Annotated in this window: 9 protein-coding genes and 15 tRNA genes; 23 read left to right on the forward strand and 1 reads right to left on the reverse strand. The window is 46.4% G+C overall.

What is annotated here, in order from left to right; all coding sequences use genetic code 11:
- The first annotated feature begins 106 nt into the window (after positions 1 to 106).
- From AC5162_RS02100 to AC5162_RS02195, 20 genes are all read left to right on the forward strand, one after another.
- Positions 107 to 179: transfer RNA gene (locus AC5162_RS02100), tRNA-Val, on the forward strand.
- Between the two features lie 38 nt (positions 180 to 217).
- A tRNA-Thr gene (locus tag AC5162_RS02105) sits at positions 218 to 290 on the forward strand.
- A gap of 6 nt (positions 291 to 296) precedes the next feature.
- Positions 297 to 368 (forward strand) — tRNA-Gly (locus AC5162_RS02110).
- 6 nt (positions 369 to 374) lie between these two features.
- A tRNA-Leu gene (locus tag AC5162_RS02115) sits at positions 375 to 458 on the forward strand.
- A gap of 3 nt (positions 459 to 461) precedes the next feature.
- A tRNA-Arg gene (locus AC5162_RS02120) sits at positions 462 to 535 on the forward strand.
- Positions 536 to 579: 44 nt separating this feature from the next.
- Positions 580 to 653, forward strand: a tRNA-Pro gene (locus AC5162_RS02125).
- Between the two features lie 23 nt (positions 654 to 676).
- Positions 677 to 750: transfer RNA gene (locus AC5162_RS02130), tRNA-Met, on the forward strand.
- 12 nt (positions 751 to 762) lie between these two features.
- Positions 763 to 836: transfer RNA gene (locus AC5162_RS02135), tRNA-Ile, on the forward strand.
- A gap of 14 nt (positions 837 to 850) precedes the next feature.
- A tRNA-Ser gene (locus AC5162_RS02140) sits at positions 851 to 940 on the forward strand.
- A gap of 35 nt (positions 941 to 975) precedes the next feature.
- A tRNA-Ser gene (locus tag AC5162_RS02145) sits at positions 976 to 1,065 on the forward strand.
- Positions 1,066 to 1,103: 38 nt separating this feature from the next.
- Positions 1,104 to 1,177, forward strand: a tRNA-Met gene (locus tag AC5162_RS02150).
- A 2-nt stretch (positions 1,178 to 1,179) separates the two neighbouring features.
- Positions 1,180 to 1,253: transfer RNA gene (locus AC5162_RS02155), tRNA-Asp, on the forward strand.
- A gap of 26 nt (positions 1,254 to 1,279) precedes the next feature.
- Positions 1,280 to 1,352, forward strand: a tRNA-Phe gene (locus tag AC5162_RS02160).
- A gap of 28 nt (positions 1,353 to 1,380) precedes the next feature.
- A tRNA-Gly gene (locus AC5162_RS02165) sits at positions 1,381 to 1,451 on the forward strand.
- A gap of 19 nt (positions 1,452 to 1,470) precedes the next feature.
- Positions 1,471 to 1,544: transfer RNA gene (locus AC5162_RS02170), tRNA-Ile, on the forward strand.
- 310 nt (positions 1,545 to 1,854) lie between these two features.
- Entirely contained in the window at positions 1,855 to 3,165 is a 1,311-nt protein-coding gene (gene serS / locus AC5162_RS02175) for a serine--tRNA ligase (protein ID WP_496533609.1), read from the forward strand.
- Between the two features lie 149 nt (positions 3,166 to 3,314).
- Positions 3,315 to 5,726, forward strand: coding sequence for a preprotein translocase subunit SecA (gene secA, locus AC5162_RS02180; protein ID WP_496533610.1), 2,412 nt, complete (start codon positions 3,315 to 3,317; stop codon positions 5,724 to 5,726).
- Positions 5,727 to 5,772: 46 nt separating this feature from the next.
- Positions 5,773 to 6,891 (forward strand): peptide chain release factor 2, encoded by a 1,119-nt coding sequence (prfB, locus tag AC5162_RS02185; protein WP_496533611.1) that lies wholly within the window; start codon positions 5,773 to 5,775, stop codon positions 6,889 to 6,891.
- A 137-nt stretch (positions 6,892 to 7,028) separates the two neighbouring features.
- The gene (locus AC5162_RS02190) at positions 7,029 to 9,506 is read left to right on the forward strand and encodes an ATP-dependent Clp protease ATP-binding subunit (protein ID WP_496533612.1); all 2,478 of its coding nucleotides are present in this window, start codon (positions 7,029 to 7,031) and stop codon (positions 9,504 to 9,506) included.
- A gap of 216 nt (positions 9,507 to 9,722) precedes the next feature.
- Positions 9,723 to 10,364 (forward strand): CPBP family glutamic-type intramembrane protease, encoded by a 642-nt coding sequence (locus AC5162_RS02195; protein WP_496533613.1) that lies wholly within the window; start codon positions 9,723 to 9,725, stop codon positions 10,362 to 10,364.
- A gap of 30 nt (positions 10,365 to 10,394) precedes the next feature.
- On the opposite strand, the gene AC5162_RS02200 is transcribed toward AC5162_RS02195, so the two are convergent.
- Entirely contained in the window at positions 10,395 to 11,069 is a 675-nt protein-coding gene (locus AC5162_RS02200) for a prepilin peptidase (protein WP_496533614.1), read from the reverse strand.
- Between the two features lie 317 nt (positions 11,070 to 11,386).
- Between AC5162_RS02200 and rpsL the strand changes: the two genes are divergently transcribed.
- From rpsL to fusA, 3 genes are all read left to right on the forward strand, one after another.
- Positions 11,387 to 11,800, forward strand: coding sequence for a 30S ribosomal protein S12 (gene rpsL, locus AC5162_RS02205; protein WP_496533615.1), 414 nt, complete (start codon positions 11,387 to 11,389; stop codon positions 11,798 to 11,800).
- Positions 11,801 to 11,817: 17 nt separating this feature from the next.
- Positions 11,818 to 12,288 (forward strand): 30S ribosomal protein S7, encoded by a 471-nt coding sequence (rpsG, locus tag AC5162_RS02210; protein WP_496533616.1) that lies wholly within the window; start codon positions 11,818 to 11,820, stop codon positions 12,286 to 12,288.
- Between the two features lie 126 nt (positions 12,289 to 12,414).
- Complete coding sequence (fusA, locus tag AC5162_RS02215) at positions 12,415 to 14,526, forward strand: elongation factor G (protein ID WP_496533617.1); 2,112 nt, start codon at positions 12,415 to 12,417, stop codon at positions 14,524 to 14,526.
- Positions 14,527 to 14,628 lie beyond the last annotated feature (102 nt).

Genomic DNA, 14,628 nt, shown 5'->3' on the forward strand with positions numbered 1-14,628 from the left:
AAGTTAAGCTCTAGAGCGCCGAAAGTAGTTGCCGGAACGCTGGCTGCGAGGATAGGACGACGCGATGCCTGTACATAGAAAAGAAGGGAACTTCTTTTTTTATATTGGACGATTAGCTCAGCTGGGAGAGCACCTGCCTTACAAGCAGGGGGTCACAGGTTCGATCCCTGTATCGTCCATTGGCGAAAAGTCAAGAAACGCCGCGTCGGGCAATCCAGCCGACTTAGCTCAGCTGGTAGAGCACCGCTCTTGTAAAGCGGGGGTCGAAGGTTCGAATCCTTTAGTCGGCATATTATGCGAACATAGTTCAGAGGTAGAACATCACCTTGCCATGGTGGGGGTCGCGGGTTCGAATCCCGTTGTTCGCTTGGAATGCCGGCGTGGCGGAATAGGCAGACGCACAGGACTTAAAATCCTGCGATGGAAACATCGTACCGGTTCGATCCCGGTCGCCGGCATATGCACCTATAGCGCAATTGGATAGAGTGTCTGACTACGAATCAGAAGGTTGCAGGTTCGACTCCTGCTAGGTGCATCGGGTTTTGAGAAAGGCCCAGGGCTTATGGTCCGAAAAGAAAACGGGACGTAGCTCAGCTTGGTAGAGCACCTGGTTTGGGACCAGGGGGTCGCAGGTTCGAATCCTGTCGTCCCGATCGCTGGGATAACAGCAAAGTATCGCGGTGTAGCTCAGCTGGCTAGAGCGTTCGGTTCATACCCGAGAGGTCGAGGGTTCGATTCCCCCCGCCGCGATAGACTCGAGCCGGACCATTAGCTCAGCTGGTTAGAGCAGACGGCTCATAACCGTCCGGTCGTTGGTTCGAGTCCAACATGGTCCATTAGGACAAATAATGGAGAATTACCCAAGTCTGGCTGAAGGGAACGGTCTTGAAAACCGTCAGGTCGAGAAATCGGCGCGAGGGTTCGAATCCCTCATTCTCCTTAGGCGAAAGTCTAGTAATAAGCAATCAAGATAATGGAGAATTACCCAAGTCTGGCTGAAGGGAACGGTCTTGAAAACCGTCAGGTCGGGAAACCGGCGCGGGGGTTCGAATCCCTCATTCTCCTTCTGAGTGTGTGAGCACTCCCAAAAGAAATAATATTATCGCGGGATGGAGCAGTTCGGTAGCTCGTCGGGCCCATAACCCGAAGGTCGTAGGTTCAAATCCTACTCCCGCAATTGGTCGCATGGTCTAGCTGGTTAGGACGCCTGCCTGTCACGCAGGAGATCACGGGTTCGAACCCCGTTGTGACCGTTTTTCAATAAAGTTGGAAAAGAGATGGCTCTGTAGCTCAGTTGGTAGAGCAATGCATTGAAGCTGCATGTGTCGGCGGTTCGATTCCGTCCAGCGCCATAGGGGAGACCCTAGGAAGAAAAATAATGCGAATGTAGTTCAATGGTAGAATTCCAGCCTTCCAAGCTGGCTATGCGGGTTCGATTCCCGTCATTCGCTTAGGCGACAGCCGAAAGATGGGCCATTAGCTCAGTTGGTTAGAGCGCTGTGTTGATAACGCAGAGGTCCCAGGTTCGAGTCCTGGATGGCCCATGACAAGAAGAGGACTTCCTCTTCTTTTTTCTTGCCTTTTTTTATTAAAATCGCTATACTAAGAATAAAGAAACGCCCTATCATCAGTAGGTGACAACAGAAAGGTCCTGGTTGCTGCAAAGGTCCACCACCGAAACTCCAATAGGGTTCTCTAGCAAGTAATGTTGCTCGGTTACCGCCGTTACCGGTTAATGAGTGCTGCAGAATGCTGCAGAACTAGGGTGGTACCACGGATTGCGCTTTTTCGTCCCTTGACATGAAAATGTCAGACGAAAAGCGCTTTTTTGTATACAAAAAGGGAGGGCTAAAGATGCTCGATTTAAAATATTTGCGTAAGAACCAAGAAGAAGCAGAACAGAAGTTGCAAGACCGGAAGGTTGAAGCAGGGGTTTTGCAGAAGTTGTTGGATACTGACCAAAAGCGCCGTGACTTAATTGCTAAGGTTGAAGACTTGAAGGCCAAGCGAAACGAAGCATCTGACAAGATTGCCTTTGCTAAGCGCCAAAAGGAAGATGCTTCAGCTGCCATCCAAGAAATGCAGGCTGTTGCTAAGGAAATCAAGGGCTTGGACCAAGAGTTGGAAGAATTGGACGCCGCTGTTCAAGAACAAGCAGCCCATTTGCCAAACATTGCCGAAGATGATGTACCGGTTGGCCCTGATGAAGATGCAAACGTTGAAGTACGCCAGTGGGCGCCAAGTGATTACGAAGGTCGTCCCGCAGCCCACGACCAAGCCCCTGAATGGTTGAAACCACACTTCGAAATCGGTGAAGACTTGGGAATCTTGGACTTTGAACGTGGTGCTAAGGTTTCTGGTGCCCGGTTCTTGTACTATGTTGGTGATGGGGCTCGTTTGGAACGGGCGTTGTACAACTTTATGTTGGACCAACACCGTGAAGAAGGCTATACAGAAATGATTACGCCAATCGTGGTCAACGATTCATCAATGTTTGGAACGGGTCAGTACCCTAAGTTTCAAGATGATGCCTACCGGGTTGCCGGTTTGGACCAAACTTATATTCCAACAGCCGAAGTACCATTGACGAACTACTACTCTGGCGAAACGATTCCAACTGAAGACTTGCCAATTTCAATCACGGCTTTGTCACCATCATTCCGAAAGGAAGCTGGAGCAGCCGGTCGTGACACTCGTGGCTTGATCCGTTTGCACCAATTCAACAAGGTAGAAATGGTGAAGTTTGCGAAACCTGACCAATCCGACCAAGAATTGGAAAAGATGACTCAAAATGCTGAAAACATTTTGCAAAAGTTAGGTTTGCCATACCACGTGATTACCCTTTCAACTGGGGACATGGGCTTCTCAGCTGCCAAGACGCATGATTTGGAAGTTTGGTTGCCAGCCCAGGGAATGTACCGCGAAATTTCATCAGTTTCAAATACCCGTGACTTCCAGGCCCGTCGGATGCACATTACTTACCGAAACGAAGCTGGTAAGTTGGAACTTGTTCACACTTTGAACGGTTCTGGTTTGGCTGTTGGTCGGACGGTTGCTGCTATTTTGGAAAACTACCAAAACGAAGATGGAACAGTGACAATTCCTGAAGCCTTGCGTCCTTACATGGGTGGACAAGAAACTTTGCAAGCAACCCCACACCACTAAGATTAATAAAAGCGTTGAAGCTAGGATTGACCTAGTTTTCAAGCGCTTTTTTTGGTATACTTAATCATAGTATTCTGAAAAATTACAAAAATTAATTGAGATTTTTTTACGAAGGGAGGGTGCCGGTTTAACCGACACCACTAATTTCAATGGCAAACCCAATCAAGAAATTATATGATAACTCAAAGCACCAATTAAAGAAGATTGAAAAGGTTGCAGACCAAGTTGAAGTTTTTGCGGATTCAATGAGCAAGATGTCTGACAAGGACTTGCAAAAAAAGACCCAAGAATTCCAAATCCAAATTCAAAAAGAACTGGGTGGTATCAAAGATGAAACTGCCCGCTTGAAAAAGACTGCTAAGGTCTTAGAAGGGATGTTGCCAGAAGCCTTCGCCGTTGCCCGTGAAGGGGCTAAGCGAGTTTTGGGTTTGTACCCATACCGGGTGCAAATTATGGGTGCCGTCGTTTTGCACGGTGGTAACTTGGCCGAAATGAAGACTGGTGAAGGTAAGACTTTGACGGCCACGATGGCAGTTTATTTGAACGCCTTAGCCGGACAAGGTGTCCACGTTGTTACGGTTAACGATTACTTGTCAAAGCGAGATGCCGAACAAATGGGTCAGTTGTATAACTGGCTTGGTTTGAGTGTTGGGGTCAACGTTGGTGATGATTCACCAGACGAAAAGCGTAAGGCTTACGATGCCGACATCACTTACTCAACGAACTTTAACATTGGGTTTGACTACCTTCGCGATAACATGGTGAACCGGGCTGAAGACCGCGTGATGCAACGTGGTTTGAACTACGCCTTGATTGATGAAGCTGATTCAATCTTGATTGATACGGCCCGGACACCGTTGATTATTTCTGGTCCAGGTTCAGGAATTTCACCTTTGTACCAACAAGTTGACCGTTTTGTTAAGACGTTGACCCGCGATGAAGACTACAAGGTCGATGAAGAAAGTAAGAACACTTCTTTGACTAGTGAAGGAATCAAGAACGCCGAAGTCTTCTTCAACTTGGATAACTTGTATGATGACAAGAACACGGCCTTGACTCACCACGTCGACCAGGCCTTGCGGGCCAACTTTAACTACTTGGATGACAAAGACTATGTTGTTCAAGAAGGTGAAGTTAAGTTGATTGACCAATCAACTGGTCGTATTTCTGAAGGAACTCGTTTGTCTGATGGCTTGCACCAGGCAATTGAAGCCAAGGAAGGTGTTGAGGTTCGCGAAGAAAACAAGTCAATGGCGCAAATCACGTACCAAAACTTGTTCCGGATGTACAAGAAGTTGTCTGGTATGACAGGTACTGCCAAGACGGAAGAAGAAGAATTGCGCGAAATCTACAACATGGAAGTCGTTGAAATTCCAACCAACCGGCCAATTGCCCGTCAAGATTTGCCCGACTTGCTTTATCCGTCATTGAAGACCAAGTTTAGTGCGGTCATCAAGCGTGTGGCAGAATTGCACGCCAATGGTCAACCAATCTTGCTTGGAACCGGTTCAGTTGAATCATCTGAATTGGTGGCAAAGTTGTTGACGGCTAACAAGATTCCGCACCACGTTTTGAACGCTAAGAACAACGAAAAAGAAGCAGATATTATTGCCAACGCCGGACAGCGTGGTGCTGTTACGGTTGCTACCAACATGGCCGGTCGTGGTACTGATATCAAATTAGGCCCTGGTGTCAACGAGCTTGGTGGCTTGGCCGTGATTGCAACAGAACGACACGAATCACGTCGAATTGATAACCAGTTGCGTGGACGTGCCGGTCGTCAAGGGGACAATGGTTCTTCACAGTTCTTCTTGTCATTGCAAGATGACTTGATGATTCGTTTTGGAGCTGAAAAGGTTCGGACCATGTTGCAACGGATGAACATGGATGATGAAGATACTGTCATTACTCACCGTTGGATTACTCGTTCTGTTGAATCAGCCCAAAAGCGTGTTGAAGGAAACAACTACGATACTCGTAAGAATGTTTTGCAGTATGATGATGTTGTCCGTGAACAACGTGAATTGATTTATAAAGAACGCGACCAAGTTTTGGATGAAAAAGACAGCCTTGACTCTGTCTTGTTGCCAATGATTAAGCGGACAATCGACCGCGTGGTTGATGCCCACACCGAGGGTAAGAACTTGGACGGTTGGGATATCGACGCCATTACTGAATACGTTGAAGCTTCATTGACCACCAGCAAGCAGGGGGCTGTCCGCTTGCAAAACTTAGACCGCCAAGGCATTAAGGACCGCTTGTACCAGTTGGCCCTTGAAAACTTGGAAGACAAGAAGAAGAGCCTGAGCGAAGAAGATCAAATGTTGGCCTTTGAACGCGTGGTTATCTTGCGGACGGTTGACCAACACTGGACCGACCACATCGATGCCCTTGATCGCTTGCGCCAAGGAGTTGGTTTGCGTGGTTATGGTCAGTTGAACCCATTGGTTGAATACCAAAACGAAGCCTTTGCCAACTTTAAGAAGATGGTGGCTGACATTGAGTATGATGCTACTCGAACCTTTATGAAGGCCGAAATCCGCAACAATTTAACAGCTTAATTTGAAAGCGAACGTTAAGTTCGCTTTTCTTATGGGAGGATTAGCCATGGAATTAGTGGCAGCCAAGCAGGCATTAACGACAATCAAAGAAGATATTGCCCGGTTTGAAAAGACCTTGGACCTGGATGCTTTGACGGAAGAAATTGCCGATTACGAATACCAAATGACCGAACCTGACTTTTGGAATGACCAAAAGTCAGCCCAAGAAGTCATTGATAAAGCCAATGTCTTAAAAAAGCGGCGCGATTCTTTTTTGAATTTGTCAACGCAAGCAGAAGACATTGAAGTCTTAATTGAGATGGTTGGCGATGACCCAGATGATGGGGATAGCCAGCAAGAATTGACCGACTTAGTCGAAAAGACGCAAAAAGACGTCGAAGCCTACAACTTGGAACAACTGTTGACGGGCGAATACGACGAAAACAACGCCATCTTAGAAATTCATCCGGGGTCTGGTGGTACTGAATCGACCGACTGGGGTGAAAGCCTCTACCGGATGTATACTCGCTGGGCTAATAGCCACGACTTTAACGTGGAAGTCTTGGACTACCATGCTGGGGACGAGGCCGGGATTGATTCGGCAACTTTGAAAATCGCCGGCCACAATGCCTACGGGTTCTTGCGGTCTGAAAAGGGTGTTCACCGCTTTGTTCGAATTTCACCCTTTGATTCTGCTGGTCGTCGGCACACGTCTTTCGTTTCGGTTGATGTGATGCCAGAATTGGATGACAGCATCGAAGTTGAAGTGCGTGATGACGACATCAAGATGGATGTTTTCCGCTCTGGTGGAGCCGGGGGACAAAACGTCAACAAGGTTTCAACCGGGGTGCGTTTGACCCACGAACCAACCGGGATTGTTGTTTCCTCAACGGTGGAGCGGACCCAGTATGGCAACCGTGACTATGCGATGCGGTTGTTGAAGGGGAAATTGTACCAGTTGGAATTAGAAAAGCAGGAAGCTGAACGAGCAGCCCTGTCCGGCGAGAAGATGGAAAACGGCTGGGGTTCCCAGATTCGTTCTTACGTCTTGCACCCCTACCAAATGGTAAAAGACCACCGGACCAATTACGAAAGTAACCAACCACAAGCGGTCTTAGATGGTGACCTTGACCCATTGATCAACGCTTACTTGCAGTGGCAACTGAGTTTGAAAAATCCAGATTAAGACTTTTATTAGAAGACCAAGCCTGTGCTTGGTCTTCTTTTGACCATTGATGGTCTTTAAAGAAGAGTCCAACCTGCGTTATAATATATACCAATATGAGGTTTTTGTTCCCGTCACTTGATGACTAAGGAGGGCAGATGGAAAGTAAATATACAAAATCAGCACAAAAAGTCTTGTCACTAGCACAAGAAAAAGCCAAGTACTTCCGCCACCGGGCGGTTGGAACGGAACACTTGCTCCTTGGTTTAGCCGAAGAAAAGGATGGTGTCGCTGCCAAAGTTTTGGCAGAGTCTAACTTGACCGCCGAGGAAATCCAAGAAGAAGTCCAGTTTTATACCGGTTTTGGAATCGAAGGCGAAATGGATAAGAAGACGGTTCTACCATATTCTCCTAAAGCGGCTTCGATTTTGAAGTGGGCGGCTGACCAGGCCGAGGTGATGGACCAGCAAGAAGTTGGAACAGAACACTTGCTCCTATCCTTAATCCAAGACCAAAGTATCCTGTCTTCTCGGATCTTGCTGAGCTTGGATATCAACTTGAAAGAGTTGAATAAGGCCGTTTTGCGCCGATTGGGTGTAACGGACCTCCGCAAGCAAATGAAACAACAAAAGGACAAGGAAAAAAAGCAGGGCACCCCAACCCTTGATAAGCTGGCCCGGGATATGACCCAGTCCGCCAAGGCTGGTAAGTTGGACCCTGTGATTGGCCGTGATACTGAAGTTCGCCGAGTGGTTCAAATCCTTTCTCGTCGGTCAAAGAACAACCCCGTCTTGGTTGGTGAACCAGGAGTTGGAAAGACAGCAATCGCCGAAGGCTTGGCTCAACGAATTGTTCAGGGACAGGTGCCCGACTCCTTGAAGCGCAAGCGCTTGATGGCCCTTGATATGGGGTCCTTGGTTGCTGGCACTAAGTACCGTGGTGAGTTTGAAAGTCGGTTGAAGCAACTGATTGAAGAAATCGAAGACGACGGCCAGGTCGTCTTGTTCGTTGATGAACTCCATACCCTGGTTGGTGCTGGAGGGGCAGAAGGGGCGATTGACGCCGCTAATATCCTGAAACCAGCCTTGGCCCGGGGTGAGTTGCAAATGCTTGGTGCGACAACCTTTGATGAGTACCAGCAGTACATCGAACAAGACGCCGCCTTAGAACGGCGGTTTGCTCAAGTGACAATTAACGAGCCCTCAAGCGAAGAAGCAATTACCATCTTGAATGGGATTAAAGATAAGTTCGAGTCGTTCCACCAGGTGGATATTGAACCAGCTGCCATTGAGGCGGCGGTGAATTTGTCAGCCCGGTACATTACTAGTCGGTTCTTACCCGATAAAGCGATTGACCTGGTCGATGAGGCGGCTGCCAAAGTTCGAATTGACGATGTCGACCGGTCAACACCACTGCATAAGGCCCGGGCCGAATTGGTTCGAATCCAGCAAGAAAAAGATGACGCGATTGCAGCAATGGACTTTGAAAAGGCGGCCGAATTGCGCTTAGCCGAAATGGAACTACGTAAGAAAATCGACCGGTCACTGCTTCGCAAGGAAAAGAAGCAGGAAAAGGACCAGTCCTTTGGCTTAAAGGTTACACCGGCCAATATCGCTCAAGTCATTTCTCAGCAGACCGGCGTTCCTTTGACCCAGGTTGAAAAGGCCGAGTCTGACCAGTTGGTTAACTTGGAAAAGGAATTAGGCAAGCGGGTGATTGGCCAAAAGAAGGCAGTTTCCGCTGTCGCCCGGTCAATCCGGCGCTCACGGTCTGGCTTAGCTGACCCGAAGCGGCCAATTGGAACTTTCTTGTTCCTTGGCCCAACTGGGGTTGGAAAGACTGAATTGGCCAAGGCTCTGTCGGAGTTGATGTTTGGCTCAGAAGACAACATGATCCGGGTGGATATGTCAGAGTACCAAGAACAGTACTCGGCTTCCCGGTTGATTGGTTCGGCCCCCGGCTATGTTGGCTACGACCAGGGTGGTCAGTTGACGGAACAGGTCCGCAACCACCCTTACTCAATCGTCTTACTGGATGAAGTTGAAAAGGCCCACCCCGATATCTACAATTTGATGTTGCAGGTCTTTGATGATGGCTTTTTGACCGATGCCAAGGGTCGTAAGGTTAACTTCCGCAATACTGTGATTATCATGACTTCCAACTTGGGAGCAACCCGGTTGCGTGATGAAAAGATGCTTGGTTTTGGTTCGACTGATTTGCACGATGATAACCAAGCGGTTGAAGCTAAAATCCGGGAAACGGTTAAGGAAACTTTCCGTCCTGAATTTATCAACCGAATCGATGAAGTTCTGGTCTTCGATGCCTTGAGTCAACCAGAAGTCCGGCAAATTGTCCGCTTGATGACCAAGTCACTCTTGCGGCGGGTTGCTGAACAAGGCGTCAAGGTTAAGATGACCGAGGCCGCTATCGATGCGATTGCTAATAAGGGCTATGACCGGGAATACGGAGCCAGACCAGTCCGACGGGTGATCCAAACTGAAGTGGAAGACAAGTTGTCTGAAGCTTTGCTGGATGGTCAAATTTCCGCCGAAGACGTGGTTACCATTGGTGCCAAAAATGGCGAAGTTCAATTAAAAGTAAAACACCCTGGCGATGACCAGGCAAAAGAAGCGTAAGCAAAAAGACCGGCTGTGAGGCTGGTCTTTTTTGTTGGTTAATTCTGAAAATCATGCGTTTTTTATTTTTAGTTTAAAATATATCATTAAATAATTATTTATTTAATATATTAAAATTTTTTAGTATAATTTAGTTTGGTGAACAAAGAAAAGATTGAATAATAGTATCAGAAAATAAAGATTGACTGTTGGTATTTACACAGAAAGGAAGTAACGATGCCAACTGAATTTAATCGCAAAAGACTTATTATTGTTTATTTATGGGTTTTTTCAATTATTGTCGTGTCAGCTATTAACCAGCCACTTTCGGAAGTAGCCTGGTTTCCGCCTGTTTTAATTATTCCGTTTGTTTTTTGGGGCAAGGCCGGGCTTAAAAAGTTATTTCAATCAATTAGTCGTCCGTTCCTGATTCAAGGTTCTGTTTTAGTAGTTGGATTCTTGGCTTTTGAATTTATAATAGATTGGATTGAATGGTATTTTTTTAAAAATGTGAATGATGGAGAAAATCCTATTCAGCAAATGATTGGTAGTCATTACGGACAACCTATTTTCTTTCTTATGTTAATTTGGTTGGTATTCCAAGTGACTTTGGAAGAGTTATCAGAAGTGACAATTTTTACCGCCTTTCATCAATTAGTTAAACGGTATAAGTATGGGGTGCTTTATACTTTTCTCTTCAATGACTTCATGATTGCCATGCTGCATGGCAATACCTACCAATGGAAATGGGGCGCGTTGCTGATTATAGGATTGGGTTATTCTTTTATTACCTATGCTTGGTATAAGACCGGTTCAATTCGTGCCTCAATCTATGTTCATTATGCTTTTGATGCGGTAATTATGATATTTAATTTATAAGTAAAAGCGTGCCCTCCGTGCACGCTTTCTTTATTTTTGAAACCAATAGTTTGCTAACTCACTCACCAACCAGCCCCAAAATAAATAAGGAATCAGTGGCACCGACTGGTTTTGCCAGAGCCAACAGACTGCCAGGGCAGTTATGCTTGCTACCATCAGTGCTAAAGCAAAACCAGCCAAGGACATCGTGGCAAAGAGCAGTAAGATCACGGGAATGTCCCCGTTACCTAATTGGTCTTGCCAAGAGAGGTAGCTAAGCAGTGACCACAGAAAGAAAAAGACTGGCCAGTCAGATGCTTGCTGCTGGTTAAAGACCAGAACACCGACGAACGCTAGCCAGGCCAAATAAGCCGAGCAGGTCTTGGTTAGAGCGTCCTCTCGCGCTAAGAACAATAACAGGTAGAAGGTCGCCAAAGAACCAAGTCCGCTGACTATAAAGACCAGGGTGGCTGCCACCGGCACTAAGAGTTCCAAAACAATCGTTTCCCACCAGGTAGTAAACCTTTTCTGGCAGTACCGGCACCGTCCCCGAGACCATAAGGCCGACAGAAGGGGGATGAGGTCGAACCAGGCAAGTGGTGTCTTGCAGGTAAAACAATAAGACCGGTCGGTCCACAGGCTAACTCCGGTTGATGACCGGTCAGCTAGGCAGAGAATCAGTGAAGTGACAATGAATTGGGTGAGTAAAATAAATAAGTTTTCCATACTATATAGTTCGAAGTAGAAGGTAAATTATTTCAGTCAATTAAAAAGAATTTTCAACTGCCATTTTAAGGTTGAATTTGCCAGCGAGAAAAAGAACAAATTTTTACGGAAAAAACCTAGAAAAAGCCCTTGACTTCGGCCCATAATCTGCTATTATATTCAACGTGCTTTTAAGTCATTTGCCACTTTTGTCGGTTAACTCCGTCAAAAAGGCAGTGTAAAGGTAAGTCTAAGCAGGACTTCCGGGAGCACTTTTGTTTATTGACAAAAATGACACACCTGGAACTGTGAAAACAAAAGTTAAGGAGAACAGTAGGATGCCTACAATTAACCAATTGGTTCGTAAGTCACGTAAGTCTCAAGCGACTAAGTCAAAGTCACCAGCCTTGAACTTCGGCTACAACTCAATGAAGAAGAAGGCAACGAACAACGTTGCCCCACAAAAGCGTGGCGTTGCCACTCGTGTCGGAACTTTGACACCAAAGAAGCCTAACTCAGCTTTGCGTAAGTACGCTCGTGTACGTTTGTCAAACTTGTACGAAGTTACGGCTTATATCCCAGGTATCGGGCACAACTTGCAAGAACACTCGGTTGTTTTGATCCGTGGTGGTCGTGTTAAGGATTTGCCTGGTGTTCGTTACCACGTTATCCGTGGTGCTTTGGATACTGCCGGTGTTGAAGGTCGAATGACTTCACGTTCTAAGTACGGAACGAAAGCTCCTAAGAAGTAAGAAGGAAAGGAAAACTCATGCCACGTAAAGGTTATACGAAGCGTCAGGAAGTTTTGCCTGACCCAATTTACAATTCAAAGTTAGTTTCTCGTTTGATCAACAAGTTGATGATCGACGGAAAGCGCGGTACTGCATCAACAATCTTGTACGATGCCTTTGACCGTATCAAGGAAACTACTGGAAACGATCCACTAGAAGTTTTCCAACAAGCAATGGAAAACATCATGCCTGTCTTGGAAGTTAAGGCACGTCGTGTTGGTGGATCTAACTACCAGGTTCCAATCGAAGTTCGTCCTGACCGTCGGACTACTTTGGGCTTGCGTTGGTTGGTTAACTATGCTCGTTTGCGTAACGAACATACAATGGACGAACGCTTGGCTAAGGAAATCATTGACGCAGCCAACGAAAACGGTGCTTCAGTTAAGAAGCGCGAGGACACTCACAAGATGGCAGAAGCCAACCGTGCCTTCGCTCACTACCGTTGGTAGGATATCGCAGTTGCTTGGCTTAAACCAAGCAATTCGAGCCTACTAACCGGCTCATAATTTTTCAAAAAGCGAACAAAATTCTTGGTCGCTTTTTGTTGCAAACAGGATAAAAATTAGGAGATCATAATGGCAAAGCGTGAATACCCGCTTGACCGTACTCGTAACATCGGTATCATGGCCCACATCGATGCCGGTAAGACGACTACGACAGAACGAATCTTGTACTATACTGGTAAGATTCACAAAATTGGTGAAACCCACGATGGTGCTTCACAAATGGATTTCATGGAACAAGAAAAGGAACGTGGAATCACGATCCAGTCAGCCGCTACTACTGCGGTATGGCGTGGCTTCTTTGACCAATACGAAAACACACCTTACCGTGTTAACATCATTGATACCCCAGGTCACGTGGACTTCACGATCGAAGTTGAACGTGCCCTTCGTGTGTTGGATGGTGCCGTTGCCGTCTTAGATGGTGCCGCTGGTGTTGAACCACAAACTGAAACAGTTTGGCACCAAGCTACTACTTATAACGTTCCCCGGATTGTTTTCGTTAATAAGATGGATAAGTTGGGTGCTGACTTTGAAATGTCAGTTAACTCAATGCACGAACGTTTGCAAGTTAACGCCGAAGCTATCCAATGGCCAATTGGTGCCGAAGACAGCTTTGAAGGTGTGATTGACTTGGTTACTGAACAAGCTTTCTACCCAACTGATGACCTTGGCTCAAACTGGGAACCACGTGAAATTCCTGACAACTACAAGGAAATCGTTGCTACTAAGCGCGAAACCATGATTGAAGCGGTTGCGGACGTCGATGAAGAATTGATGGAAAAGTACTTGGATGGTCAAGAAATTTCTGTTGATGAATTGAAGGCTGCTATCCGTCGTGCCACTTTGGCACTTGAATTCTACCCAGTTCTTGCAGGTTCAGCCTACAAGGATAAGGGTGTTCAAATGGTTTTGGATGCCGTTGTTGACTACTTGCCAGGTCCTCTAGAAGTTCGTCCTTATGTCGCAACTGACCCTAAGACGGATGAAGAAGTTGACTTGATTGCCGATGATGATAAGCCATTTGCGGCTTTGGCATTTAAAATCATGACTGATCCTTTCGTTGGTCGTTTGACATTTATGCGTGTGTATACTGGTACTTTGCAATCAGGTTCATACGTTCAAAACACTTCTTCAGATACTCGTGAACGTGTTGGTCGTTTGCTTCAAATGCACGCCACTTCACGGACTGAAATCGAAGAAGTCTTCTCAGGTGATATCGCTGCTGCGATCGGTTTGAAGAACACGACTACTGGTGATTCTTTGACTGCTACTGACCACCCATTGATTCTTGAATCAATGGAATTCCCAGAACCTGTTATCGAATTGGCCATCGAACCAAAGACCAAGGCAGACCAAGACAAGTTGTCTACTGCTTTGCAAAAGTTGGCTGAAGAAGATCCTTCATTCCGTGCTACTACCAACCCTGAAACTGGTGATACTTTGATCGCTGGAATGGGTGAATTGCAGTTGGATATCATGGTTGACCGTATGCGCCGTGAATTTAACGTTGAAGCCCAAGTTGGTGCACCTCAAGTTGCTTACCGTGAAGCATTTACGAAGACTGTTGAAGCTCGTGGATTCTTCAAGCGCCAGTCTGGTGGTAAGGGACAGTATGGTGACGTTTGGATTGAATTCGGTCCTAACGATGAAGGTGAAGGCTTCGAATTCCAAGATGATATTGTCGGTGGTGTTGTTCCTCGTGAATACATCCCTTCAGTTGAAGCTGGTTTGAAGGAAGCAATGAATGCTGGTCCATTGGCCGGTTTCCCATTGGTTGACTTGAAGGCACGTTTGTACGATGGTTCTTACCACGATGTCGATTCTTCTGAAGCTGCCTTTAAGATTGCCGCTTCACTTGCTTTGAAGGAAGCTTCAAAGACTGCCGGTGCCGTTATTTTGGAACCAATCATGGCTGTTGATATCGTTGTTCCTGAAGAAAACCTTGGTGATGTGATGGGACATGTTTCTGCACGTCGTGGTTTGATTGAAGGACAAGAAAACCGTGGACCTGTTTTAGCTGTTAAGGCACAAGTGCCTTTGTCAGAAATGTTCGGTTATGCAACGACTTTGCGTTCATCAACGCAAGGACGTGGTACTTTCCAGATGGTATTCGACCACTATCAAGCTGTTCCTAAGAACGTTCAAGAAGAAATCATTAAGGCCCAAGGTAAGGAAGCTTAATTGCGACTTTCGTTTGAGCCAAAAGCAGGTCAGTTTTCTGGCCTGCTTTTTTGGTACATAATAGGGGTAGTGAGTCTCACTACCAAATAAAGGGGAGAAGTA

It is taken from the genome of Fructobacillus sp. ChS1-6f1-1-27, assembly GCF_059579415.1.